Source organism: Streptomyces sp. NPDC030991, assembly GCF_055571235.1.
Genome location: NZ_JBVIFR010000002.1, coordinates 282,794 through 306,161 on the forward strand (window position 1 = coordinate 282,794; position 23,368 = coordinate 306,161).

21 protein-coding genes are annotated in these 23,368 nt (G+C 73.2%); 11 read left to right on the forward strand and 10 right to left on the reverse strand.

The annotated features are described in order from the left end of the window. Window positions 1–20: 20 nt before the first annotated feature. The 3 genes from phsA to ACZ45E_RS04850 all read right to left on the reverse strand — a co-directional run bounded on the left by phsA (window position 21) and on the right by ACZ45E_RS04850 (window position 5,259). A complete protein-coding gene (phsA, locus tag ACZ45E_RS04840; protein WP_468217133.1) occupies window positions 21–1,889 on the reverse strand; it encodes an O-aminophenol oxidase PhsA in 1,869 nt (622 codons plus the stop codon). A 90-nt stretch (window positions 1,890–1,979) separates the two neighbouring features. Then, a complete protein-coding gene (cyc2, locus tag ACZ45E_RS04845) occupies window positions 1,980–4,208 on the reverse strand; it encodes a germacradienol/geosmin synthase Cyc2 (RefSeq protein ID WP_468216575.1) in 2,229 nt (742 codons plus the stop codon). Between the two features lie 127 nt (window positions 4,209–4,335). Then, window positions 4,336–5,259 (reverse strand): pentapeptide repeat-containing protein, encoded by a 924-nt coding sequence (locus ACZ45E_RS04850; RefSeq protein WP_468217134.1) that lies wholly within the window; start codon window positions 5,257–5,259, stop codon window positions 4,336–4,338. Between the two features lie 15 nt (window positions 5,260–5,274). On the opposite strand from ACZ45E_RS04850, the gene ACZ45E_RS04855 reads away from it, so the two are divergent. Continuing rightward, window positions 5,275–6,051 carry an alpha/beta fold hydrolase gene (locus ACZ45E_RS04855; protein ID WP_468216578.1) on the forward strand — a complete coding sequence of 259 codons (777 nt, stop codon included), beginning with the start codon at window positions 5,275–5,277 and terminating at the stop codon, window positions 6,049–6,051. Between the two features lie 46 nt (window positions 6,052–6,097). Here the strand turns inward: ACZ45E_RS04855 and msrB are convergent, their stop codons facing one another. The 4 genes from msrB to ACZ45E_RS04875 all read right to left on the reverse strand — a co-directional run bounded on the left by msrB (window position 6,098) and on the right by ACZ45E_RS04875 (window position 9,517). Next, window positions 6,098–6,505 (reverse strand): peptide-methionine (R)-S-oxide reductase MsrB, encoded by a 408-nt coding sequence (msrB, locus tag ACZ45E_RS04860; RefSeq protein WP_468216581.1) that lies wholly within the window; start codon window positions 6,503–6,505, stop codon window positions 6,098–6,100. A 36-nt stretch (window positions 6,506–6,541) separates the two neighbouring features. Beyond that, window positions 6,542–7,948, reverse strand: coding sequence for a UDP-N-acetylmuramate--L-alanine ligase (gene murC / locus ACZ45E_RS04865; protein WP_468216584.1), 1,407 nt, complete (start codon window positions 7,946–7,948; stop codon window positions 6,542–6,544). Between the two features lie 141 nt (window positions 7,949–8,089). Next, window positions 8,090–8,563, reverse strand: a complete 474-nt coding sequence (locus ACZ45E_RS04870) for an indole-3-glycerol phosphate synthase (protein WP_468216585.1) — start codon at window positions 8,561–8,563, stop codon at window positions 8,090–8,092. Between the two features lie 132 nt (window positions 8,564–8,695). Beyond that, on the reverse strand, window positions 8,696–9,517 hold the full coding sequence (locus ACZ45E_RS04875) for a pyrimidine reductase family protein (RefSeq protein WP_468216588.1): 822 nt from the start codon (window positions 9,515–9,517) through the stop codon (window positions 8,696–8,698). Window positions 9,518–9,554: 37 nt separating this feature from the next. On the opposite strand from ACZ45E_RS04875, the gene zapE reads away from it, so the two are divergent. The 5 genes from zapE to ACZ45E_RS04900 all read left to right on the forward strand — a co-directional run bounded on the left by zapE (window position 9,555) and on the right by ACZ45E_RS04900 (window position 14,273). Then, complete coding sequence (gene zapE, locus ACZ45E_RS04880) at window positions 9,555–10,670, forward strand: cell division protein ZapE (RefSeq protein WP_468216591.1); 1,116 nt, start codon at window positions 9,555–9,557, stop codon at window positions 10,668–10,670. A gap of 139 nt (window positions 10,671–10,809) precedes the next feature. After that, window positions 10,810–12,186, forward strand: coding sequence for an alkaline phosphatase PhoX (locus ACZ45E_RS04885; RefSeq protein ID WP_468216593.1), 1,377 nt, complete (start codon window positions 10,810–10,812; stop codon window positions 12,184–12,186). Window positions 12,187–12,292: 106 nt separating this feature from the next. Beyond that, window positions 12,293–13,177, forward strand: a complete 885-nt coding sequence (locus tag ACZ45E_RS04890; RefSeq protein WP_468216594.1) for a TroA family protein — start codon at window positions 12,293–12,295, stop codon at window positions 13,175–13,177. 69 nt (window positions 13,178–13,246) lie between these two features. Beyond that, on the forward strand, window positions 13,247–14,107 hold the full coding sequence (locus ACZ45E_RS04895) for a polysaccharide deacetylase family protein (protein WP_468216596.1): 861 nt from the start codon (window positions 13,247–13,249) through the stop codon (window positions 14,105–14,107). Window positions 14,108–14,123: 16 nt separating this feature from the next. After that, window positions 14,124–14,273: a hypothetical protein gene (locus ACZ45E_RS04900; protein WP_468216597.1), complete on the forward strand. Its 150-nt coding sequence runs from the start codon at window positions 14,124–14,126 to the stop codon at window positions 14,271–14,273. Window positions 14,274–14,319: 46 nt separating this feature from the next. Here ACZ45E_RS04900 and ACZ45E_RS04905 read toward each other — a convergent pair whose 3' ends face one another. Then, a complete protein-coding gene (locus ACZ45E_RS04905; RefSeq protein ID WP_468216600.1) occupies window positions 14,320–14,502 on the reverse strand; it encodes a hypothetical protein in 183 nt (60 codons plus the stop codon). 66 nt (window positions 14,503–14,568) lie between these two features. Between ACZ45E_RS04905 and ACZ45E_RS04910 the strand changes: the two genes are divergently transcribed. The 5 genes from ACZ45E_RS04910 (at window position 14,569) to ACZ45E_RS04930 (ending at window position 20,943) form a co-directional block, all read left to right on the forward strand. Further along, on the forward strand, window positions 14,569–15,339 hold the full coding sequence (locus tag ACZ45E_RS04910) for a peptidyl-tRNA hydrolase (protein ID WP_468216602.1): 771 nt from the start codon (window positions 14,569–14,571) through the stop codon (window positions 15,337–15,339). 730 nt (window positions 15,340–16,069) lie between these two features. Then, a complete protein-coding gene (locus tag ACZ45E_RS04915) occupies window positions 16,070–17,398 on the forward strand; it encodes an MbnB/TglH/ChrH family RiPP precursor modification enzyme (protein ID WP_468216605.1) in 1,329 nt (442 codons plus the stop codon). A 165-nt stretch (window positions 17,399–17,563) separates the two neighbouring features. Beyond that, entirely contained in the window at window positions 17,564–18,358 is a 795-nt protein-coding gene (locus ACZ45E_RS04920) for a DUF4142 domain-containing protein (RefSeq protein ID WP_468216608.1), read from the forward strand. Between the two features lie 88 nt (window positions 18,359–18,446). Further along, on the forward strand, window positions 18,447–19,211 hold the full coding sequence (locus tag ACZ45E_RS04925) for a TIGR04222 domain-containing membrane protein (RefSeq protein ID WP_468216611.1): 765 nt from the start codon (window positions 18,447–18,449) through the stop codon (window positions 19,209–19,211). Between the two features lie 148 nt (window positions 19,212–19,359). Further along, entirely contained in the window at window positions 19,360–20,943 is a 1,584-nt protein-coding gene (locus ACZ45E_RS04930; protein ID WP_468216614.1) for an alpha/beta hydrolase, read from the forward strand. A 72-nt stretch (window positions 20,944–21,015) separates the two neighbouring features. Here the strand turns inward: ACZ45E_RS04930 and hemQ are convergent, their stop codons facing one another. After that, a complete protein-coding gene (gene hemQ, locus ACZ45E_RS04935) occupies window positions 21,016–21,753 on the reverse strand; it encodes a hydrogen peroxide-dependent heme synthase (protein ID WP_468216616.1) in 738 nt (245 codons plus the stop codon). Window positions 21,754–21,757: 4 nt separating this feature from the next. Then, complete coding sequence (hemG, locus tag ACZ45E_RS04940) at window positions 21,758–23,314, reverse strand: protoporphyrinogen oxidase (protein WP_468216619.1); 1,557 nt, start codon at window positions 23,312–23,314, stop codon at window positions 21,758–21,760. Window positions 23,315–23,368 lie beyond the last annotated feature (54 nt).

Below are 23,368 nucleotides of genomic sequence, written 5' to 3' on the forward strand. Positions count from 1 at the left end.
TGCCGGGGGCCCGTGTGGGCTCAGGGACGCGCCTGAGCGGCGTGGCCTCCGTGTCCGCCGTGCCCGGCGCCGTGGTCGAACTTCAGGGCCTCCTTCGGCATGACCACGAACGGCCGCATCATGCCCATGTCCTCGTGTTCGAGGAGGTGGCAGTGGTACATGAACCGGCCGTACGCCCCGTCGAACCGGCCCATGACGCGCAGCATCTGGCCGGGCAGGGCGCGGAACACGTCCTTGTAGCCCTGCTCGTTGGGCGGCAGCGGGATCACGGTGTCCGGATCGAACGCGACCGGCGCGACCGTGCCGCCCACCGTCACGTCGAAGCCGGAGGCGTCGTACGCGTCGCGGCCGAGGATCTGGAAGTCGGCCAGGTGGATGTGCATGGGGTGCACGACCGGCGGGTTCACCGCGAGGTTGAGGAAGCTCCACTGCTCGTGGCTGCCCTCGGCGATGGTGAAGCCGAGCCCGTCGTTGAAGGTCCGCGCGGTACGCCGGTACGTCTTCAGCTCGCCCTTGTCGTTGCGGAGCTGGATGACGCCGTCGGCGGGGACCTGGACGTCGGCGGGGTCCTCGACCTCCGCCATCTCCCAGATCTCCGGATGTCCGCCGCCGCCCTTGGTCGCGGGCGGCGTCAGCACGATCAGCCGGTGGCCGTGCTCGATGTCGTGCGTCAGCTTCCGGAAGGAGCCGGAGACCACGTCGGGCAGGGTGAACGGGTCGGACACGCAGTCGTCGCCGACCCGGAACTCCAGCACGTGCGGGTAGGGCACGTTGCCCGGCACGTCCGGCACCCCCGGCGCCTGGTTCGGCCCCTTGTTGACCAGCCGGACCCGGCGGCCCGCGAGCGCCGCGAAGTCGATGAGCAGATCCATCCGCTCGGCCGGGGCGACGGTGAGCGCCGGCAGCGCCGCGTCGAAGTCGATCGGCACGGGACGCGGCAGGAGGCCGCCGTCGCTGCCTATCTGATGGAGCACGCCCGGCACCGGCCGGTCGTCCTCGTCGACCAGGACCAGGTCGAAGATGCGGGCGTTCGACGCGTTGACCAGGCGGAAGCGGTGCCAGGCGGCGTCGACCTCGGCGTACGGCCAGATGCGTCCGTTGACCGTGGTGTACGGGCCGGTGAACGGCAGGGAGACGGGCTTGCCGGTCTCCGCGTTCTTCGGGTCGACGACGACCGTCTTGTGCAGCAGTCGCCCGTTCAGCGAGCCGTCGGCGTCGGTGTCCAGGTTCCGGTCGGCGAGCAGCAGTGGTATCTCCCGGTCGCCGCACGGGAGTTGCAGGGCGTCCTCCTCGTCGTCGCGGATCAGGTACGTGCCGTACAGCCCGGTCTGCACGTTCCACCGCGTGATGTTCATGGCGTGGTCGTGGTACCACCACTGCACGGCTTGGTGGTCGTTCGGGTACTCGGAGAGCTGGGCGTCGCCGGTCCCCACGGCGTTGTCCGCCCAGCCGTCGTTGCCGCCGCCGGTCTGCGCTCCGTGCAGGTGGGTCACCGACCAGGCGGGCAGGGCGGCGACGTCCGCGTCGGCCGGCACGGTGTCGCGGCCCGGCCGGGTGCTCGGGTTCGGTGCCCCGATGGGCACCTCCACCGCTGTCACCGGGTACTCGCTGCCCTGCGGGATGCGGTTGGTCCAGGCGATCCGGATCCGCTGTCCGCGCCGCACCTCGATGGTGGGGCCCGGCACGCAGCCGTCGTAGCCCCACATGAGGGTCGGCGGGAGCTGCGGGTGCAGCCGCTGCCAGGTGGGCCGCAGCGCGATCTCCGTCTCGGTGCGGACGTCGTCGGCCGCGGGCCTCAGCACCGGCGGAACCGTCAACGGCGCGACGTACGGCACCAGTTCCCCCGCCGCGACGGCCCGGACCCGGCGCTCCGCGGCCGGTGCGGTCATGATGTGTTCGATGATTTCGGTCAAGGAAAGAACACCCCCGTGTGTTCTGTCATGTCCCCCGTGGATGCGGCCGGTCAGTGGCCGTCTGCATCAAGAGATGCCGTACACACCGGACAGGTTGCCTGAAGGCCGCATTCCGGACGCGAAGGTTGTGAAACCGGGGCGGGTGGGGATCCGGTCCGGCACGAAGCCGTGGGTGCGGCTCGCCAGGTAGTCGGAGCGGTAGCGGTCCACGTTGCGGTGCCAGTTGACGATGCCCGCCATCCAGTTGCGCAGCTCCTCGACGTAGCCCTCCAGTACGGCGCGCGCCTTGGCGGAGAGCTTGAAGTCCGCGTACAGGACGGGGAATTCGTTCGCGGCGATGTGCTCGAACTGCCGCATGCGCTGCGTCGTGAGGTCGTGCACGATGCCGAGGGCCTTCGGGTAGTCGATGCCGAAGAAGTTCTGCACGACGAGGATCGCGTTGTGCACCTCGCCCTCGTACTCGATCTCCTTCTGGTACGAGAAGATGTCGTTGACCAGCATGCCGTAGTCGATGGCCGAGTTCTCCAGCGCCCGGACGGGGCCCGTGCGGTACACCTCGGGCGGTACGGCCGGGCCATGGCCCATGCGGCACAGGCTCATGGTGAGGTCGGAGCCGAAGGTGGCGCGGCGCATCTCCAGGTAGTCGACCGGGTCGGGGACGCGGTTCTGGACCTGGTTGAGCACCTCCCACACCCAGCTCTCCGTCATGACGTCGACCGCGGCGCGGAAACCGGCCCGCTGCTCGGTCGTCATCTCCGCGGTCGTGCGCGCCCACAGGTCGACGAGGCCGCGCTCCATGGCGTTGGCCGGCGGGGGGACGGGCTCGTCCGTCAGCGGCATGCAGGCCGACAGGCGCTCGGTGCTGAGCTTGGCGGCGGCGAGGTCGCGCCGGTGCCCGAAGACCAGCGGGTAGTAGTCGTCCCCGTACGTGCCCCAGGCCAGCCACTGCGCGCTGAGGTCGAGGGCCTCGGGCGGGCCGTCCGGGTCGAGCCCGGCCGAACAGAGCGCCAGGTCGGCGGCGGCGAGCCGGTCCTCGTCCCAGACGCCTTCGTTGAGCATGCCCATGTGCCGCGTCCAGGGGACGAGGCGTTCGCGCGCGCCGTCGAGCGCCGGGTTCAGCCGCACCTCGAACGGCAGGTAGAGGTCGGGCAGGAGCGAGGGCCCCGTCTTCTGGAACGGGACATGGGTGTACGCCCGCAGCCGCTCGGCCCCCACCGAGGCGAGCAGCGCGCCCACGTCGGCGGAGGCGGACCCGGGTCCGGTCGGGCCGCGCAGCGGCGAGCGCTCCTGCACGGCGCCCTCGTTCATGTAGCGGCTGGACCGCAGGTGCCACTCGTGGCCGCCGGACTGCCAGTCCTGGAGCCCGCGCGCGTACGCGGCGACGGCCGCCACCTCGTCCGGTGTGAGCCCCTTGTCCAGGCAGAGCGCGGGCACTTCGGTGAGCGCGGTGTGCTCGAACTGGTGCAGGCGTGAGGTGAGCACGTCGTTGACGGTCTCCGCGGCCTCCTGGGTCGTACAGCCGAAGAAGGTCTCCAGGACCAGGACGCCGTTGCTGAGCTCACCTTCGTCGAGGACCTCGCGTTCGTAGGAGAAGAGGTCGTTGCGCAGGTGCACGCCGTCGGAGAACGTCTCCATCAGGACCCGCAGCGGCCTCGTCCCGGCGACGGAGGCGGGGACCTCGGCGGTCGCGTACTCCACGAGCCCGGCGGACCACGGTGCGCCGCCGACCTTCCGGCGCATCTCGATGTACTCGACGGGGTTGGAGACGCGGCCCTCGTTGATGTTGGAGAGCTCCCACATCGACTCGTTGAGCAGGTGCTCGGTCGATTCGGCGAACCGGCGGCGCCAGTCGAGGGTCATCGCGGGCACGGTGCGCCGCCACAGGTCGGCGAGTCCCGCCTCGACGGGGTTGGCCGGCTCGGGCACCGGGGTGGCGAGGTCCATGGGCATGAAGAGGGGCAGCCGGTCGAGGTGGGCCTTGCCGCTCTCCCGGTCGTTCGTGCGCTTGTACATGTCCAGGAAGTGGTCGTCGAAGAAGAAGACCCACACGTACCAGTCGGTGATCAGCGAGAGGGCGGGGCCGTCGCAGTCGGGGTGCGTGTACGCGCACAGCAGGCCGTAATCGTGTGCGTCGAGGTCGCTCCGCTCCCAGACGCCGCTCCCCTCCAGCATGCCCATGTCGCGGGCCCACTCGGCGGAGTGCGCGCGCGCTCGGTCGAGGTGGGGGTTGAGCCGCGCCTGGTACGGCATGTAGAAGCGCGGCAGCTGGAACGGCTGTGAGGACTGCTCTGTCATGGGCGCGGGCCTACCCGCGCCGGTCGACAGGCATCCGCGGCGCGGCGGATGATCGTCCCATCGCGTGAACGATGAGTGAGGGGCCCCGTTCCGGGGAAGCGGCCGCTCGTCCGAGCAGGTTCGCGAGCTACGCGGCCCAGTGCGCGGGCCGCGTCAGGCCGGGGGGCAGCTTGGTGGCCCGGTCGCCGCGAGCCGCGTTCAGCTGGGCCTGGGTGAGGAAGATGCTGCCGGTGAGGTCGGCGCCGCCGAGCCGCGTATCGCGTAGATCCGCACCGATCAGGTCGGCCGAGCGGAGATCGGCGCCGGTCAGATCCGCGGCGATGAGGAGCGCGCCGCGCAGATTGGCGCCGCGCAGGTCGGCGTCGCGCAGGCGGGCGCCCGCGAGGTCGGCGCCGCGGTGGTTCTTCTTGCGGCCCGGTACCTCGGCGCGGACCAGGTCGCTCGCTTCGAGGAGCAGGGTGTTCACGTCGGCACGGAGTGCGGGCACGTCGGCCGCGAGCAGTTCGTCGGCGCCCGCGCGCGTGAGCCGCTCGATGCCGTCGAGGGCGCGCCGGGCCTCGCGGTGCACGGGCCGGGCCCGGCGCAGCTCCAGCACCTCGCTGAGGTACCGGAGCAGCTCCTGCAGCTGGCGCATCACGGGGAAGACGTCGTACATCGCCCGCGCGCTCTCGGGGCGCTCGCGCCAGCTGATGCCCTCGAACGTGACCTGCGAGATCTTCTGGCCGGCGCCGAAGCAGTCGAAGACGGTGCACCCCGGGTAGCCCTCGTCGCGCAGTCGCGTGTGGATGCCGCAGCGGAAGTCGTCCCGGAGGTTCTGGCAGGGGGTGCCCGCGCTCTTGTTCCGCGCGAAGTCCTGGGACTTGGCGAACGGCAGTGCGACACAGCACAGGCCGAAGCAGTTGTCGCAGTCGGCGCGCAGATCAGGGCGGTCGGTAACGGTGCGGGGTGAGTCGGGGGTGGTCACGCCCCCATTGTCGCCGATCGCCCGGGCACGCCCCCTTGTGGCCCGCGCGGGGCCGCGCCACCGTGGACGCGACCCGCACCGCCCCATCCTCCGGGAGTCGACGTGGCCTCCACCTTCCTTCTTCCTCATGAACTGCACGGAGACGGCCCGCACAAGGTGATCGCGGTGCACGGCTGGTTCGCCGACCGCTCCGCGTACGCACCGGTCGTCGCCGATCTCGACCGGATCTCCTTCCAGTACGCGCTCGTGGACCTGCGCGGTTACGGGGAGGCGAGGGACACCCCTGGCGCGTACACGACGGCCGAGGGCGCGGCCGACGTCCTGGCGCTCGCGGACCGGCTCGGCTGGGAGCGCTTCTCCCTGCTCGGGCACTCGATGGGGGCCAGTGTGGCGCAGCGCGTCGTGGCGTCGGCCCGGCACCGCGTGCGGCGTGTCGCGGGCGTCTCACCGGTCCCGGCGTCGGGGCTGAAGCTGCCGCCGCAGCAGTGGGAGATCTTCTCGACGGCCGACACCGAACCGGCGCACCGCCGCACCATCCTCGACCTCACCACGGGCGGTGTCCGCCCGGCGGCCTGGCTGGACCGGATGACGGCGCGGTCGCTGGCGTGCAGCGACGTCAAGGCGTTCCGCGCCTGGCTCGACTCGTGGACCGGCGACGACTTCCACCGCGACCTGGAGGGCTGCACGACACCGGCGCTCGCGGTGACCGGTCAGCTCGACCCGGCCCTGCCCGCGGAGCTGATCCGGACGACGTGGCTGCGCTGGTTCAGCCGCGGCGAGCTGGTCGACCTGCCGGTCTGCGGCCACTACGCGATGGACGAGGCGCCGCTCGCGCTGATCCGGGTGGTGGAGGACTTCCTGCGCGCGGACCGCCCCTGACACGGAGCGCGCGCGGGATCAGGTCGCGCGCAGGAGAGCCCCGGGCTCACTCCCCGCCGGGGACCAGCCTGAGCGAGATCGAGTTGATGCAGTACCGCTGGTCCGTCGGCGTCGCGTACCCCTCGCCCTCGAAGACGTGGCCGAGGTGCGAGCCGCAGCGGCGGCAGCGGACCTCGGTGCGGAGCATGCCGTGGGAGCGGTCCTCGATGAGTTCGACGGCGGCGGAGTCCTTCGGGTCGTAGAAGGACGGCCAGCCGCAGTGCGACTCGAACTTCTCGGTCGAGGTGAAGAGGTCGGCGCCGCACGCCCGGCAGGCGTAGACACCCTTGGTCTCGGTGTCGGTGTACTCACCGGTGAAGGCGGGCTCGGTGCCGGCCTGGCGCAGTACCGCGTACTCCGCCGGGTTCAGCTCCGCGCGCCACTGCTCGTCCGGCTTCTCGACGTCGTACGCCATGGGGCACTCCCTTTTGCTTCAGCTTCGGCTTGCGCGTCAGCGCTGTGCGAGATGGTCCAGGATCCGCGGGCCGAGGTCCGTGACGTCGCCCGCGCCCATGGTGAGAACGAGATCACCGGGCTTCGCCATTCCCGCGACCGCCTCGACGGCCGCCGTCGTGTCGTGGGCCGCCTGGACGTCGGCGCCTGCGGCGCGCGCCGCGTCGACGATCAGGGCGCTGGTGATGCCGGGGATCGGGTCCTCGCGGGCCGGGTAGATGTCGAGGACGACGGAGGCGTCCGCGAGGCCCAGGGCCTCGCCCATCTCCTTGCCCAGTTCCTGGGTGCGGGAGAAGAGGTGCGGCTGGAACAGGACCAGCAGGCGGGAGCCGTCGGCCGCGGCACGCATCGCCTCCAGGTCGGCCGCCATCTCCGTGGGGTGGTGCGCGTAGGAGTCGATGACCTGTACGCCGCTCTCCTCGCCCTTGAGCTGGAGACGGCGCTTGACGCCGGTGTACGACCTGATGGCGCCGGCCAGGTTCCGGGAGGGGATGCCGAGGGCGACACCCGCGGCGAGGGCGGCGACCGCGTTGTGCGCGTAGTGGCGGCCGGGGACCGAGACGGTGAAGGTGAGCAGCTTGCCGTCGAGGAGGACGGTGACCTCGCTGGTCAGGCCGCGGGGCGTGACCTTGTGGATGCGGATGTCCGCGGACGGCGACTCGCCGTAGGTGACGACCTTGAGGGAGGTCGTGTCGCGGATGCGGCGGGTCAGTTCGACGGCGCCGGGCTGGTCGGCGGCGATGACGAGGGTGCCGCCGGGGACGATCTTCGACGTGAAGATCTCGAAGGAGTCGTAGATCTCGTCCATCGACGCGTAGTTGGCGTGGTGGTCGAGTTCGACGTTGAGGATGATCGCGACTTCGGGCCGGTACGTGTGGAAGCTGCGGTCCGATTCGTCGGCCTCGGCGACGAAGATGTCGCCCTCGCCGTGCAGGGCGTTCGAGCCGGGGGCGTCGAGGTCGCCGCCGATCGCGTACGAGGGGGCGAGGCCGAGCGAGGACAGGGCCACGGCCAGCATCGACGTCGTGGTCGTCTTGCCGTGGGTGCCGGCCACCGCGATGGGGCGCAGGCCGTCCATGAGCGCGGCGAGCGCGTCGGAGCGGTGCACCACGGGGATGCCGAGCTCGGCCGCGCGCAGCAGCTCGGGGTTGTCCTCGCGGATCGCGGAGGAGACGACGACGCAGCTGGCCCCGGGCGACAGGTGCGCGGCGTCGTGGCCGATGTGGACCGTCGCGCCGAGCGCGCGCAGCGCTCCGGCCGTGGCGGACTCGCGCGCGTCGCTGCCCGTGACCTGGGCGCCGCGCTGGGCGAGGATCTTGGCGATGCCCGACATTCCGGCGCCGCCGATGCCGATGAAGTGCGGTCGGTCCATGGCGGCGGTAGAAGTGGGCAGGCCGGATGCCATACGTGTCTCTCCCCTGGGGTTCTTGCGGGTGTTCCGGTCCGGTGCCACTGCGGCCTCGGACCGGGTCAGCCTATTGCCTCGGGCCCGCCCGCCCCGCATCCGAGCCCGCGTCCTGCCGCGCCGCGGGGGTACAGCAACGCGTCACGCCTTGCTGTACGAGAACAGCTTCAGCACCGGCACGCCCACCTTGTGCCGGGCCCGGGAGGCCCAGTCCCGGTGGAAGAACTCCTCGACGTAGTGCGGGTCGGTCAGCACGATCACCTCGTCCGCCCGCACCTCGTCGACGAGCGCCTTCAGCGCGTCCAGCGGATGGTCGTCGATGAACCGTCCCTCGGCGGCGCAGCCGGCCTGGCGCAGTGCGGTGAGGGAGACCTCAAGTGCCTGTTCCCCGGGCACCCTGGCCTCGTCGCCCTCGGGCACCTCGTCCTCCCGGGCCGCCTCGTCCAGCTCGCCCATCGCGACGTCGTCGATGGCCCGCAGCAGGCGGTCCGCCTGGTCGCCGCGGGGCTGGAGCAGCACGTGGAAGGAGACTTCCTCGTCGCCGTGCAAGGTGGTGACGAACTCCACGTCGGCCGACGTCAGTGCCTTCTCGATCATCAATACGCTCGTGAACACGAGGGGCGCCCTTCTTCTCCTACCGTGGGCCGTCCTGCGACCGGCCCTGGGGACCTGCGGAAACCATCCTGCCCCGTGGCCGCACGGGGGCTGCGAGATTTAGTGTGCCCAGCGGAGGCAATACGGAACGAATCATTCCGCCGAGTGTCGGGGCCGACGGTACCGGGTGAAGAGAAAACCGTCCTCTTCCAGGAGAGATGCCAGCTCGAAACGTTCCGGCACGGCCAGCTCAGGACCTCCGGCGATGCGCTGGGCGGCGCCCGTGGCAAGGAGCGGGGAGAGCGTCAGGCACAGCTCGTCGAGCACCTGTGCGGCCACGAACTGGCCGAGGAGCCGCGGCCCGCCCTCCGTGAGCAGCCGCGTCAGACCCCGCTCGGCCAGCGCCCGTACCGCCCGCCGCGGCTCGACCCCGGCGCCGTCCCCGGCGACCAGCACCTCGGCCCCGGCCGCGCGGGCCGCCGCCGTCCGGTCCGCCGGCGCGGCCGCGCCGGTGAGGATGAACGTCGGCGTCAGCGGTTCGGTGAACAGCGGGAGGCCGAAGTCGAGGTCGAGGCTCGCGCTGATCACCGCGATGGCGGGGGCGGGGCCCTGACCGGCCGCTTTGCGGCGCGCGGCGAACGCGTCACGCGCGCGGGCGGGCCGGTAGCCCTCCTGGCGGACCGTCTCGGCGCCGACGACCACGGCGTCCGCGAGACCGCGCAGGGTGCCGAAGATCCGCATGTCGGTCGGGCAGGAGATGGGCTGGGAGCGGCCGTCGTGCTGGGCGGCGCCGTCGAGCGTGGAGACCATGTTGGCGCGCAGCCACACCTCCCCCGGCGCCCCGTCCGGATAGGCGTAGGCATCGGCGAGCCGGTCGAGGCTCCACTCACGGCCCAGCGGCCCCTCGGGCCCGTCGAGTCCCTCCCGGCCCTCGTGATCTGCTGTTTCGTACGTCACAGGGAACAGGCGTCGCATGACGTGCAGTGTGGCACGGCCACTAAGCTGCGGAGCTGTGTCGTCCTCCACCGAAGCCTCCGGCTCCCGCCCGACGGGCATCAGCCCCCTAGCCGACGCGGCGCCCCAGTCCCTGTGCGCCCGCGAGCCGCGCGTCCCCGCGGAGCGTCTGGTGGCGGAGATGGTGCCGCCGCCCCGGTTCAGCTCGGCCCGCTTCGAGACGTACATCCCCGATCCGAACCAGCCGAGCCAGACGCAGGCCGTGCAGGTGCTGAGCTCGTTCGCCGCCGGGCTCGGCGGGGCGCACGCCGCCGGCGCGGGCAGGAAGCGCGGCCTGTTCGGCTTCGGCAAGAAGCCCGCCGCCCCGGCCGGCCCCCGGGGCGTCTACCTCGACGGCGGTTACGGCGTCGGCAAGACCCACCTCCTGGCCTCCCTGTGGCACGCCACCCCCGCGGCGCCCGAGCACAAGGCGTTCGGCACGTTCGTCGAGCTGACGAACCTGGTCGGCGCCCTCGGCTTCCAGCAGACCGTGCGCACGCTGAGCGAGCACCGGCTGCTCTGCATCGACGAGTTCGAGCTCGACGACCCGGGCGACACCGTCCTGGTCTCCACGCTGCTCGGCAAGCTGGTCGAGGCGGGCGTCGCACTCGCCGCCACCTCGAACACGCTGCCCGGCAAGCTCGGCGAGGGCCGGTTCGCCGCCGCGGACTTCCTGCGTGAGATCCAGGGCCTGTCCGCGCACTTCAGGCCGGTGCGCATCGACGGTGAGGACTACCGGCACCGTGGTCTGCCCGAGGCCCCGCCGCCCTTCTCCGAGGAGCAGGTCACCAAGGCGGCGTACGCCACCGAGGGCGCCTCGCTCGACGACTTCCCGCACCTGCTCGAGCATCTGGCGCGGGTACATCCCAGCCGGTACGGCGCGCTGACGGACGACCTGTCGGCGGTCTGCCTGACGGAGGTCTCGGCCGTGCCCGACCAGTCCACCGCCCTGCGGCTGGTGGTGCTCGCCGACCGGCTCTACGACCGGGAGATACCCGTCCTCGCGTCGGGGCAGCCGTTCGACCACCTGTTCAGCGAGGAGATGCTGAACGGCGGATACCGGAAGAAGTACTTCCGGGCGATCTCGCGGCTCACCGCCCTGGCGCGGGACGCCAAGGGGCTCGTCCACCCGTAGCCGCCGGGCCGGGGGACGCCCTGGGCGACACGAGTAACCAGCCCCGAAATGCCGTTGCTACGCGCGTGGTTCACGCGGCGCGGAGCGCGTGATAGACACACCGGGTCACAGTTCCTGTCCGCCAGCAGGAGGTTGCCCCATGTCTGAAACACGGCTGTCCGCAACACGACGTCAGGTGCTCGCCCGTACCGGCGCCTTGGGGGTGGGCATCGCCTTCGCCGGGTCCCTGTCCGAGCTGTTCGCCGGCTCCGCCGCGGCCCAGGGGCGCGCCGGTTACGGCTCCCTGGTGCCCGACCCGGCGGGTCTGCTCGACCTGCCGAAAGGTTTCCGCTACCAGGTTCTCTCCCGCGAGGGCGATCCGCTGCGCTCCGGGGAGGGACCGGTGCCCAGCAACCACGACGGCATGGCCGCGTTCGCCGGCAGACAGGGCCGCGTCCATCTCGTGCGCAACCACGAGAACCGCGTCACCGGCAAGATCCCCGTACCGACCGTCGCAGGGCTCACGTACGACCCGATGGGCAAGGGCGGCTGTACGGCGCTCACCCTGGACCGGCGCAACAACGTACTGTCCGAGCGGGTCGCCATCGCCGGTACGGCCGTCAACTGCGCCGGCGGGCACACTCCGTGGGGCACCTGGCTGACCTGCGAGGAGACCGAGGACAGGGCCGGCACGAACGGCTACACGAAGGACCACGGCTTCATCTTCGAGGTCGACCCCGTCGACCCGCACCGCTCGGGCGCCGTGCCGCTCACCGCCATGGGCCGCTTCCAGCACGAGGCCATCGCCGTCGATCCGCGGCGCGGTGTCGTGTACGAGACCGAGGACGCCTTCGACAAGCCGTTCGGGCTGTTCTACCGGTTCCTGCCCGAGAAGCCGCGCGGCGGCCTCGGTTCGCTGCGGGCGGGCGGCACGCTGCAGGCGATGCGGGTGCCCGGGGTGCCCGATCTGTCTGCGGTGCAGGAGACCGGCGCGACCTTCAAGGGCATCGAGTGGGTCGACGTGCCGGACCCGCTCGCCACGCAGACCGCCATCCGCAACCAGGACTTCGGGCCCAAGGGCATCACCCACGCCCAGAAGCTGGAGGGGTGCTACTGGGGCGGCTCGTGCGTGTACTTCGTGTCGTCGTACGCGCGGAGCAGGGAAGGTTCCGCCGCCGACCACTTCGGGCAGATCTGGCGCTACGACCCCGCCGAGCGCCGGCTCACCCTGGTCATCGTCTTCGGCCCCGGCACCGACGTCCAGCTGCCCGGCGAGGAGCCCGACAACATCTGCCTCGCGCCCAGCGGCGGCCTGATGGTCTGCGAGGACGGCGAGGGCGCCCAGCACGTCTTCGGCGTGACGAGGAAGGGCGAGGTGTACGCGATGGCGCGCGGGCGCCAGAACATCGGGACGGCCGAGGAACCCGCGTGGGGCGAGTTCGCGGGCGTCACGTTCGCGCCGGACGGCTCCACCATGTACGTGAACTGCTACACGCCCGGTACGACGTTCGCCGTGACCGGCCCCTGGCACAAGTGAGGCACGCGTAACCGCGCCGCCCACACCGGTGCAGGACGGCGGCTTCCTGCCATCCTGACCGGTTTCGGGCGGCGTGGTGCGCGCACGGCCTGGGCAGGGTCCGGGCATGGAAGAACGTCCGATCACCCCATGGGAGTTCACCGACGACCGGGGGCATGTCGCCGCCGCGCCCGAGGCGCCGGAGCGGGTCGTCGCGTACATACAGGCCGGGGCGAGCCTGTGGGACCTGGGCATACGCCCCGTCGGCATCTTCGGCTCGTACCACGACGGGGAGAGACCCGATCGCGCGAAATCCGGGAGGCTGCCGCTCGACGACATCGCGTATCTGGGGGCCGGGGCGGGCCTCGGGCTCGATGACGTGCTCGCGGTGCGGCCGGATCTCGTGGTGGCGCTGACGTACGGCGGCGGCCAGGTGTACGGGGTCGAACCGGACGTGGCGAAACACCTGGAGGAGCATGTCCCGCTCGCCGTGCTCGATGTGGGGCAGGGCCGGGGGCTGACCGCCGTGCGGGAGCGGCTGGCGGAGCTCGGGCGTTCGCTCGGGGCCGCGGAAGGGCCCGTGGCGCTGGTGGAACTGACGCGGGCCGAGCGGGAGTTGGCGTCCGTCGCCGAGGCGGCCGGGGCGGTCCGGGTCCTGGCGCTGTCCCCCGGCGGGCCGGACAGTGTGCATCTCGCGCGGCCCGGGAAGTGGCCCGACCTGAGCGCGCTGACCGGGATCGGGGTGCGCACGGTGGAGCCGCCCGAGGGGCCCGGCGCCAACTGGCAGACCGGGTCCTGGGCCGACGCCGCCGAACTGGCGCCGGACGTGGTGCTGGTCGACGCCCGGGCCAACGCCGCCCCGCGGGAGCAGTACGCGGGGGACGCACGGTGGGCGGCGGTGGTTGAGCGGGCCGTGGTGCTGCCGTGGAACCCGGAGATCGCGGCCAGCGCGGCGGCGCACACGGTGTTCTTCGATCAGGTGGCGGGAGCGCTGCGGCAACGCGGAGCCTAGCTCCAGCCACGCGATGCGACCGACTCCGATCTACCCGATTAATCCCATTTTCGGAGTTATCGTCGCCGCGTGATCAGCACTCTCCGCCGTACCGCACTGACCTGCGCCCTCGGCGCTCTCGCCCTCGGCGGCGCCGCCTGTTCCGGCGGTGCCGAGCCCCCGCACCCGGGGCGGGCGTCCCGGCCCGCCGCGAGCCCCGCGGCCGTGGCGCCGACCGGGCCGCCGACGCTCGCCCCGGGCCCCGCGGGCCTCACCCCCGTCTTCAGGCGCGCCGCGCGGCCGCGGGAGCGCACGGTCGCGCTCACCTTCGACGCCGACATGACCGCGGACCAGGGCGCGCGCGCCGCCTCCGGCGAGCACTTCGACAACCCGCGGCTCATCGCCGCCCTGCGCGCGCTGCGCGTGCCGGCCACCGTCTTCATGACGGGGCGCTGGGCCGAGCAGTACCCGGCGCAGGCCAGGGCCATCGGCGGCGACCCGCTCTTCGAGGTCGCCAACCACTCGTACAGCCACTACGCCTTCACCGACGACTGCTACGGCCTGCCCACCGTGCCGGCCGGGCGGATGCGTGCGGACGTCGACCGGGCCTTCACCGCGTTCCGGGAGGCGGGCGTCAGGCATGTCGTCCCGTACTTCCGTTTCCCGGGCGGCTGTTACGACCGGCGGGCGCTGCGGGCCCTCTCCCCCGCCGGCGTCACGGCCGTGCAGTGGGACGTGGTGAGCGGCGACGCGTTCGCGACGGACCCGGACGCGGTGGCGCGGCAGGTGCTCGACGGGGTACGCCCGGGTTCGGTCGTCGTCATGCACTGCACCCGCAGCGCGGCGCCGGCGACGGAGCGCGCGGTGCGGGCCGTGGTGCCGGCGCTGCGCGCGAGGGGCTACCGGTTCGTACGGGTCTCCGAGCTGGTCGGGGCGGTGCGGAAGGCGTGACCGTACGCTTGGAGCCATGGAGAACAACCAGGACGGCGAGGCCGGGGCGGTCGCCGAGTGCGTGCTGTGCCGGGCGCCCACCGAGTACCCGGAGTCGACCAGGGGCGTGACGCTGTGCCCGGTGTGCGAGTGGCAGGAGGCCCAGCGCACGGCTTGTTCCGGCTGAAGTCCGTCGGGCCTCGACCCGGTGCCGGACAGGGCCGGGCCCGTCGTCAGCGGCGGGACGAGAGGGCGCAGGCCGCCGTCGCGCAGGCCGCCGCCAGGACCGCCGCCCCGGCGAGCGGGAGCAGCGGGACCGGGATCCGGCCCTCCTGGGAGCCCGTGATCAGGGCCGTCACCGCCGCGCGCGCCGGGGAGCCCGGTGCGATCAGGGCGAGCAGCGCGCAGAGCAGCATGCCGGTCCCGTACGCGCGCGGCGCACGGGGCAGGGGGTGTGCCGGGCTGCTGGCAGACTGGAGGGCGTGACCAGCGACGACTCCGCCCTGCCCCGGCCCGCTGCGCCCGGGTCCTCCGACAGTCCGTTCCGCGACGAGCGCACGGCCCGCGACGAGGCACCGCAGTTCGTGCTGCCGCTCGTGGTGCGCATCGAGCGCGCCGCACCGCCGGCCCGCACGGACGCCCTGGAGACGGCGGCGCGCGCGGTGCTGGTGATCCTCTCCGACGAGCGTGCGCTCGGCGACGGGGAGTGGGCGGCCGCCGTGCGGGACTGGCAGGACGCCCGGATCCGCAAGGTGGTGCGGCGGGCGCGGGGCGCGGAGTGGCGCCGCGCGGAGGGCCTCGACGGCATCACGGTCACCGGTCGCGGCGGCGCCGAGGTACGGGTCTTCCCGCCGGTCCCGCTCGACGGCTGGCCCAAGGACCTGGCGAAGCTCCAGGTCTCCGGCACGGACCTCGACGACCCCGAGCCGCCGTCCGCCCCCGACCCGGCCGCCCCGGTGCTGTGGCTCAACCCGGACCTCGGCATGACGGCGGGCAAGGCCATGGCGCAGGCCGGCCACGGGGCTCAGCTGGCCTGGTGGGAGCTGTCCGACACGCAGCGCAAGGAGTGGCGCGAGGCGGGCTTCCCGCTCTCGGTACGGGTGGCGGACCGGCCCCGCTGGGAGCCGCTGACCCGGGCCGGGCTGCCGGTCGTCCGGGACGCCGGGTTCACGGAGATCGCGCCGGGATCGTGCACGGTGGTGGCGGAGGGGGCGCGCGACGGCGGCCTCCTGTCGGAGCTCGGCCGGGCGTGAGCCACTGCGCCGCGGGCGCCGGTCCGGCGGTCTGGCGGTCCTGTGGTCCGGCGATCCGGCGACGGGCGTTCGGGGAGCGTGCCGGGCGGCCGGGCACAGTTCGAGGTGTTCGGAGAGTGCCGGGCGGCCGGGGCGACCCGCCACAGCCCCTGACGCCCCCGCGGCCACGTCTCCACCTGGCGTTCGCGGGAGCGGCGTGCGGTGGGAAAGAGACCGGGTCCGGGCTCTGGCGACCGGGCGCCCGGCGGCCTAGCATCGGACAGTCCGAGGGCTTTCGTCCCCGGGCGCAACCGCTCCGGCAGCTCGCGGAGCCCACCACGCTCCATCCCCCGAGACCCCGGGATCGCACCGCGCACAGCGCGCCGAATGCGGCCGGGTCGTTCTCGCCGACGCTCGTCCCGGCCTCTTGCCCTCCCCGCCTCCAGGGCGAACTCCCGCACGTCTCGGAGGGGTGAGGGCGGTGAGCACGTGAACCGCGCCGGGGAGACGCGTACGCCCGTGCTCACTGGCCGCCGCCGATGCCGGCTCAGCCGCCGGCGGCGGCCGCTCTTCCCGTAGCTGTCCGTGGACCCCTGACGGGGGCCGGGCCTCGGCCGCACGCTGCCATCGGCCGGGCGGCGAACCTCAAATGTAGCTCTGAAGGTCCCCTCTCCTGGGTTCGCCGGTGCTCGGCGGGGCGAAGACAACAGCACGCCGCAGCGCACTGGCGCGGCGCAGGAGGGGGACGGCCATGCAGCGACTTGCACAGCTGGGCACCGGGATCGGCTGGCGGCCCGAGATCGCCGGCATCGTCGAGGCCATGCCCGGCATCGACTGGGTGGAGGCCGTCGCCGAGAACCTCTGCCCCGGGCATCTGCCCGACTCCCTGCTGCGGCTGCGCGAGCGCGGCGTCACCGTCGTGCCGCACGGTGTCTCGCTCGGCCTCGGCGGGGCGGAACGGCCGGACGAGCACCGGCTCGCGGAGCTGGCCGCGCGCGCCGAGGCGCTGGGCTCACCGCTGGTCACCGAGCACATCGCGTTCGTCAGGGCGGGCGGCGAGCGCACGGCGTCGCCGCTCCTTGAGGCCGGGCACCTGCTGCCGGTGCCGCGCACCCGGGACGCGCTCGACGTGCTCTGCGAGAACGTGCGGATCGCGCAGGACGCGCTGCCCGTACCGCTGGCCGTGGAGAACATCGCGGCGCTGTTCGGCTGGCCCGGCGAGGAGCTGTCCGAGGGGCAGTTCCTGTACGAGCTCGTGGAGCGCACCGGCGTCCGGCTGCTGATCGACGTGGCGAACCTGCACACCAATCACGTGAACCGCGGCGAGGACCCGGCCGCGGCGCTGGACGAGCTGCCGGTCGAGGCCATCGCGTACGTGCATGTCGCGGGCGGCTTCGAGCGGGACGGTGTCTGGCACGACAGCCACGCCCACCCGGTGCCGCGGCCCGTCCTCGACATCCTCGCCGACCTGGCCTCGCGGGTGGCGCCGCCGGGCGTCCTGCTGGAGCGGGACGAGAACTTCCCCGACGACGAGCGGGAGCTGGAGCGGGAGGTGGCGACGATCCGCGAGACCGTCGCCGCCGCCGCACCTGCGCGCTCCCCCGAGCCGGCCGGTCCCGGTGCGACGTCCGCCACGCCTGTGATCAGTGCGCTGGTCGAGGAGCCGGTACGGGAACGGCTCGCGCTCGCCCAGGCCGCCCTGCTCTCCTCGCTCGTCGCGGGCACCCCCGCGCCGGAGGGGTTCGACCGTGCGCGGCTCGCCGTGCAGAGCCGGGCCCTGGCGGGCAAGCGGGCCGATGTCGTGGCGAAGGTGGCGCCCGAACTGCCGGTGATCCTGGGCGCCTCCGGGTATCGCACCGCGTTCCTCGCGTACGCCCAGCGGCGGCCCATGACCGCGGGTTACCGGCGTGACGCGCTCGACTTCGCCGAGGACCAGCTGATCGAGCAGCGCGTCCAGGACCCGTCCGCGCGACGGCGGTTGACGGACTGGTGGCTGGAGCGGTCGGGGCCCGCGCCGCTGACCGGCCGGCCGGTGACCCGGGCCCTGCGGGCGGCCCGCCTCGCGCTGCGCCGGGCGTGACGGAGTGCGGGCGCCCCTCCTCGCGAATACCCCGCTCCGCCACCGTGCGGGGCGCGCGGCCCGCACAACCCCCGCGCTCCGTACGGTGGTTGTCGTAGTCCCCGCTGATGCCCGGCACCCCGTACCCGGGGCGCACTAGCGTGCGGTGCCGCACCAGGAGGCACCATGCGACTGCGCTCGTCCACCGAATCGTTCACCGACTCCATCACCGCGTCGTCCGGCGGCATCCGCGTCAACGGCACCGCGCTCGTCGTCACGGGGCTCGTGGCGACGCTCGCCGCCCTCGTCTTTCCGATCTGGTCGTACGCCGACCGCTCGGGGACCGGCCTGGACACGCTCAACACGCAGAGCGTGCCGTCCAGATTCGGTCCGCTCTCGGCCACCGACCGCGTCTTCATCACGAAGGTCCGGCTGGCCGGTCTGTGGGAGCTGCCCGCGGGGCAGCAGGCCGAGGAGCGGGCGCCGAGCAAGGCCGTGGAGACGGCGGGCGAGCACCTCGTCGCGGGGCACACGTTCCTGGACGCCCGGGTGCGCGAGGTCGCGGCCCGGCTGAACCTGGAGCTGCCGAACCAGCCCAACCCCCAACAGCAGGGCTGGCTGCGGACGTTGACGGCGGCGAAGGGCGAGGAGTACGAGCGGAAGTTCGCCAACGTCCTGCGCCGCGCACACGGCCAGGTGTTCGCGCTGGTGGCCCAGGTGCGCGCCTCGACCCGCAACTCGCTCGTGCGGGAGCTCGCGGACGACGCCAACACCACCGTCCTCGACCACATCAAGGTCCTGGAGGCGACCGGTCTCGTCGACTTCGACGCGCTCGCGCAGAACGCGGCGACGGCGAGCCCGCCGCCCGTGACCCGCTCCCCCGCCCCGCCGGGGCCGACCAGGTCCCCGGGGTCGGCGACACCGGTCACGCCGACGCCCACCCTGACCCTGCCGCCCGCGGCCTCCCGCCCCAGAACGTAGAGAACGGAACGTCACGGACGGATAACGCTGTGTCCGCATACTGAACGAGCCGTAGCGCGTTCCCGAACATCTGCCGTAGAAACACGACATGTTCTGGGTCCTGTTCCTCGTTCTCGCCTGCACCTTCGCGGGCGTCTCCTGCGGGCGGCTCTGCCTCGCGGCCGTGCGCGCCGCCGACGCCGAGCGCGCCGCGGACTCCGCGCGCCCGCCGCACGCGCTGTCGCTGTACGAGACGGCGTTCCTGGCCGGCGGCCCGGCCCGGGTCGCCGACGTGACGCTCGTGTCGATGGCCCGGAGCAGCCGCCTGCTGCTCGCGCACACCGGCTGGGCGACGGTCGTCGACCCCGTGGGCGGGGACGACCTGGAACGTGCCGTGATCGGCGCGATCGGGCCCGAGGGCCAGTCGCCGATCGCCCCGCTGCGGACGGCCACGGCCTCGGGCGACGCCGTACGCGCCCTGGCCGAGCGGCTGGTCGCGGACGGGCTCGCGGTGCCGGACTCGGCCAGGTCGACCATGGCGGGCGCGGTGCGGCAGGTGCGGGCGGCGGCGGTCGCCGTGGTGGCGCTGGGCACGGTCGCCGTGCTGACGCCGGGTCAGCCGGCCGAGCAGGAGCTGCCGGTGGCCCTCTGGTTCGCGCTGCCGCTGCTGCTCACGCTGGGCTGCCTCGCCCTGGCCCGTATCGAGATCCACCCGTACACGCGCTGGGCCGCGCCCGCGGGGCAGCGCCTGCTCGCCGCGCTGCCGCCGGGCACGGGCAGCCTGCTCGCGGTGGCCGTGCGCGGGGTGCGCGCGGTGGAGGACCCGAGGCTGCGGGCCGCTTTCGCCGGCGGCCGGAGCGCCGCCGGCGGGTGAGCGGGGAACAGCGCCCGGGCATCGTGCCCTGATCGTTGGTCCGCCACGGCGGGCGGGTGCTTTACATCGGCGATCACCGCCCCAAGTATCCCTTTTGACCGCGAGCCGCAACGGTTCACGGACTCGACGAAAGGGATGCGTCCGCGCAATGAGAGCTGCATCCGCCCGCTACGCCGCCGTGTGCTCGCTGATCCTGTCCGTGCTCGGGGCCGCCCCCGCGGGCGGCGCGAGCGCCGAGCCCGCCGGGCCCGCCTCGCCGGAGACCGTGGGCACCGCCGTCGCCGCGCGGCGCGCCGCCGCCACCGGCATCCGCTTCACCGCCTGCCCCGCGGCCGAGGACCTGCCGGCCCCTGTCACCTGCGGCACCGTCTCCGTGCCGCTGGACTACGCCCGTCCGCGCGGCAAGCAGATCGAACTGACCGTCAGCCGGGTCAAGGCGTCCGGCAAGCACGGCGGGCAGAAGGCCGCCCGGCAGGGCGCGTTCGTCTTCAACCCCGGCGGGCCCGGCGGCAACGGCATGTACTTCCCGCTGGTCGGCATGGTGCCCGAGTGGAAGCGCATCGCCGCCGCGTACGACCTCGTGGGGTACGCCCCGCGCGGCGTCGGCCGGTCGGCGCCGCTGTCCTGCAAGGACCCCGCACGGCTCGCGAAGGGTCCCACCCAGGCGCCGACGCACCCCTCGGACGCGTACAAGGAGGAGCGGATCGCGCAGGCGAAGGCGTACGCGCGCGGCTGCGCGGAGCGGAACCCGGGCCTGCGGCACTACACGACCCTGAACAACGCCCGCGATCTCGACGTGCTGCGGGCCGCGCTCGGCGAGAAGAAGCTGACCTTCATGGGCGCGTCGTACGGGACGTACATCGGGGCGGTGTACGCGCACCTGTTCCCCTCGCACGTGCGGCGCATGGTCTTCGACTCGGCCGTCGACCCGGACCCGAGCCGCGTCTGGTACGCCGACAACCTGGAGCAGTCGGCCGCGTTCGAGCGCCGCTGGGCCGACTTCCGGGCGTGGGTCGCCAAGCACGACGCCACGTACCGCCTGGGCGGGACGCCCGAGGAGGTGCAGACGTCCTACGAGCGGGTGCGGGCGGAGCTGGCGCGGAAACCGGCCGGTGGCAAGGTCGGCCCCGGGCAGCTCCAGTCCGCGTTCCTCCAGGCCGGGTACTTCGACGACTACTGGCCGCTGCGGGCCATGGCCCTCTCGGCGTATCTGAAGGGCGATCCGAAGCCGCTGATCAACCAGGCGGCACCGAACCGGCGGGCCGCCGCCGAGGGGGAGAACAGCAGCGCGGTCTACACGGCCGTCGAGTGCAACGACGCACCCTGGCCGACGGACTTCCGCACCTGGGACCGCGACGCCACCCGGCTCGCGCGCATCGCCCCGTTCGAGACGTGGGGCAACACCTGGATGAACCTGCCCTGCGCGTACTGGCCCGCGCCGCGGCAGCGGCCGGTCGACGTGCGGACCGCGCCGGGCGCGCTGCCGCCCACGCTGATCCTGGCCGCCGAACGGGACGCGGCGACGCCGTACCGGGGCGCGCAGGAGCTGAACAGGCGGCTCGCCGGGTCGGTGCTCGTGACGGAGTACGGGGCCGGCACGCACGGCGTCGCCGGGGGCGCCAACGCGTGCGTGAACGGCCACCTCGACGCCTATGTGCTGACCGGTGAGGTGCCGGAGCCGAACGCCGCGGCGTGCGCACCGCACCCGGAACCGACGCCGCTCGGCACATAGCCCCTCCGGCGGGAGAGGAGCGGGCCTCGGGACGCCCCCGTGGAGACGGCGCCCGCTCCTCGGGCCTCGGAACTAGGCGAGGCCCGCCACGAGTTCGGCCACGCTCTTGCGGCGGCCCGTGTAGAACGGGACCTCCTCGCGCACGTGCCGGCGGGCCTCGGAGGCGCGTAGGAGGCGCATCAGGTCGACGATGCGGTACAGCTCGTCGGCCTCGAAGGCGAGGATCCACTCGTAGTCGCCGAGGGAGAACGAGGCGACCGTGTTGGCGCGTACGTCCGGGTAGCCGCGGGCCATCTTGCCGTGGTCGGCGAGCATCTTGCGGCGCTCGTCGTCGGGCAGCAGGTACCAGTCGTAGGAGCGCACGAACGGGTAGACCGAGACGTAGTCGCGCGGCGTCTCGTCGGCGAGGAACGCCGGGATGTGCGAGCGGTTGAACTCGGCGGGGCGGTGCAGCGCCATGTTCGACCACACCGGTTCGAGGGCGCGGCCCAGCTTCGTGCGTCGGAAGAGGTTGTACGCCTCCTGCAGCTCGTCGGCGGTCTCGGCGTGCCACCAGATCATGAGGTCGGCGTCGGCGCGCAGACCGGACACGTCGTAGGTGCCGCGAACGGTCACGTCCTTGGCGGCCAGCTGGTCGAACAGCTCCTGGACCTCTTCCGCGAGGCCGGTGCGCTCGGTGCCCTCGGGGAGCACGTCCTTCAGCCTGAAGACCGACCAGAGGGTGTAGCGGATGACCTCGTTGAGGTCCTTGGCCAGCTTGCCCTTGTTCGGGATCCGTGCCGGGTCGGTGGTAGGGGTGTCGTCGCTCATGTCCTCATTCTCCTGCGCCGCCGTGCAGGCTCTGCACCGGGTTCGCCTTCAGGTCCTCGCGGGCGTGCGCGTCGCCGCGCAGTTCGTCGGCGGCGGCGTACGCGCCGGCGATGCACGCGGGGATGCCCACGCCGTCGTACGCGGCTCCGCACACGGTCAGGCCGGGGAGGTGCGTGAGGTGCTCGCGGATCCGGGCCACGCGCGCGGTGTGGCCGACGGGGTACTGGGGCAGGCCGTCCTGCCAGCGCGTGACGTGGGCCGCGACCGGGGCGGCCGTCAGGCCGGTGGCCGCGCGCAGGTCGTGGCGGGAGGCTTCGAGGAGGTCGGCGTCGTCGCGGTCGAGGTCCTTCTCGTCGCCGTAGCGGCCGACCGAGGTGCGGACGACGAGGAGGTCCGGGTTCTCCTCGCCGATCCAGCCCCACTTGTGGGAGGCGAACGTGGCGGCCTTGATGGTGTGGCCGTCGACGGGCGGGACCAGGAAGCCGCTGCCCTCGGGGAGGCGGGTCTCGCTCCTGCGGAACGCCATCGTCGTCAGGGCCATCGAGGCGTAGTCGATGCCGCGCAGTTCCTGGGAGGCCATGGGGGACGCGGTGCGCAGCAGGCTCGCCGCCGCGGGCGCGGGCAGGGCGATGACGACCTGGTCGGCGGTGTAGCTGCGGCCCTGTTCGGTGACCACGCGCCAGACGGGTTCGGGCGCGGGCGTGGTGTGGGAGTGAGGGGAGGCCGGGCGCGCCGGGCGGCGAAGCCGCGGTTCGGCGTTGCCGCGCGCGCGCAGGGTGCTGGCCCGCTCGCCGGTCAGGATCGTGCCGCCCTTGGCGCGCACCGCGTCGGCCACGGCGCCGGGCAGGGTGCCGACGCCGCCCTCGATGCCCATGAACACCGGGCCCACCTGCTGGGCCTGGGCGGTGCGGGCCTGGATCGCGCGGACCGCCGCCGTCAGCGACGGGTGGCGGCGGGCCTCCTCGAACAGGTGGGGTACGGCGCTGCGCATCGAGATCCGGTAGGCGTCGCCCGCGTAGACGCCGCCGAGGAGCGGTTCGACGAGCCGGTCGACGACCTCGCGGCCGAGGCGCGCCGCGACGTACTCGCCGACGGCGATGTCGTCGCCGATCTCGGTGGGCGGCAGGTCGGCGTCCTGCGCGATGCGCCGCAGCCCCTCGTCGGAGAGGACCCCGGCGAGCGCGTCGGCGGTGGCGGGAACGCCCATCACGTGGCCCTTGGGCATGGGGTGCAGGGTGGAGCGGGTCCAGAGCGAGGCGGTCGCGGTGGTCGGCGGCTGGAGACGGTCCGCCAGGCCGACCTCGCGGGCCAGGCCCACCGCCTCGGGGCGGCGCGCCAGCATCGACTCGGCGCCGAGGTCGACGCGGGCCCCGGCGATCTCGCCCGTGCGCAGTTTGCCGCCGAGCCGGTCGGACGCCTCCAGGACGGTCACCTCGATCCGGCCGTCCCCGAAGGGGTCGTCGAGCAGCCGGTGCGCTGCCGCGAGGCCCGCGATACCGCCGCCGATGACGAGGACTTTCCGGTCCCGTGCCGTTCCCGTACCTGTGTCCGTTTCGCGCATGCCCCCACTCTCTCAGAACAGGGGCGCCGTCCCCGACGAGTCCCGACCGTGACC

What these genes read in the sequence shown, in the direction of transcription:
- cyc2 (WP_468216575.1), bottom strand. Translation starts at nt 4,208, where the DNA reads ATGACAGAGCAGTCCTCACAGCCGTTCCAGCTGCCGCGCTTCTACATG.
- ACZ45E_RS04905 (WP_468216600.1), bottom strand. Translation starts at nt 14,502, where the DNA reads ATGCTGCTCTGCGCGCTGCTCGCCCTGATCGCACCGGGCTCCCCGGCG.
- ACZ45E_RS04885 (WP_468216593.1), top strand. Translation starts at nt 10,810, where the DNA reads ATGTCTGAAACACGGCTGTCCGCAACACGACGTCAGGTGCTCGCCCGT.
- phsA (WP_468217133.1), bottom strand. Translation starts at nt 1,889, where the DNA reads ATGACCGCACCGGCCGCGGAGCGCCGGGTCCGGGCCGTCGCGGCGGGG.
- hemG (WP_468216619.1), bottom strand. Translation starts at nt 23,314, where the DNA reads ATGCGCGAAACGGACACAGGTACGGGAACGGCACGGGACCGGAAAGTC.
- ACZ45E_RS04900 (WP_468216597.1), top strand. Translation starts at nt 14,124, where the DNA reads ATGGAGAACAACCAGGACGGCGAGGCCGGGGCGGTCGCCGAGTGCGTG.
- msrB (WP_468216581.1), bottom strand. Translation starts at nt 6,505, where the DNA reads ATGGCGTACGACGTCGAGAAGCCGGACGAGCAGTGGCGCGCGGAGCTG.
- ACZ45E_RS04875 (WP_468216588.1), bottom strand. Translation starts at nt 9,517, where the DNA reads ATGCGACGCCTGTTCCCTGTGACGTACGAAACAGCAGATCACGAGGGC.
- ACZ45E_RS04915 (WP_468216605.1), top strand. Translation starts at nt 16,070, where the DNA reads ATGCAGCGACTTGCACAGCTGGGCACCGGGATCGGCTGGCGGCCCGAG.
- ACZ45E_RS04920 (WP_468216608.1), top strand. Translation starts at nt 17,564, where the DNA reads ATGCGACTGCGCTCGTCCACCGAATCGTTCACCGACTCCATCACCGCG.
- ACZ45E_RS04890 (WP_468216594.1), top strand. Translation starts at nt 12,293, where the DNA reads ATGGAAGAACGTCCGATCACCCCATGGGAGTTCACCGACGACCGGGGG.
- ACZ45E_RS04850 (WP_468217134.1), bottom strand. Translation starts at nt 5,259, where the DNA reads ATGGGGCGGTGCGGGTCGCGTCCACGGTGGCGCGGCCCCGCGCGGGCC.
- ACZ45E_RS04925 (WP_468216611.1), top strand. Translation starts at nt 18,447, where the DNA reads ATGTTCTGGGTCCTGTTCCTCGTTCTCGCCTGCACCTTCGCGGGCGTC.
- murC (WP_468216584.1), bottom strand. Translation starts at nt 7,948, where the DNA reads ATGGCATCCGGCCTGCCCACTTCTACCGCCGCCATGGACCGACCGCAC.
- ACZ45E_RS04930 (WP_468216614.1), top strand. Translation starts at nt 19,360, where the DNA reads ATGAGAGCTGCATCCGCCCGCTACGCCGCCGTGTGCTCGCTGATCCTG.
- hemQ (WP_468216616.1), bottom strand. Translation starts at nt 21,753, where the DNA reads ATGAGCGACGACACCCCTACCACCGACCCGGCACGGATCCCGAACAAG.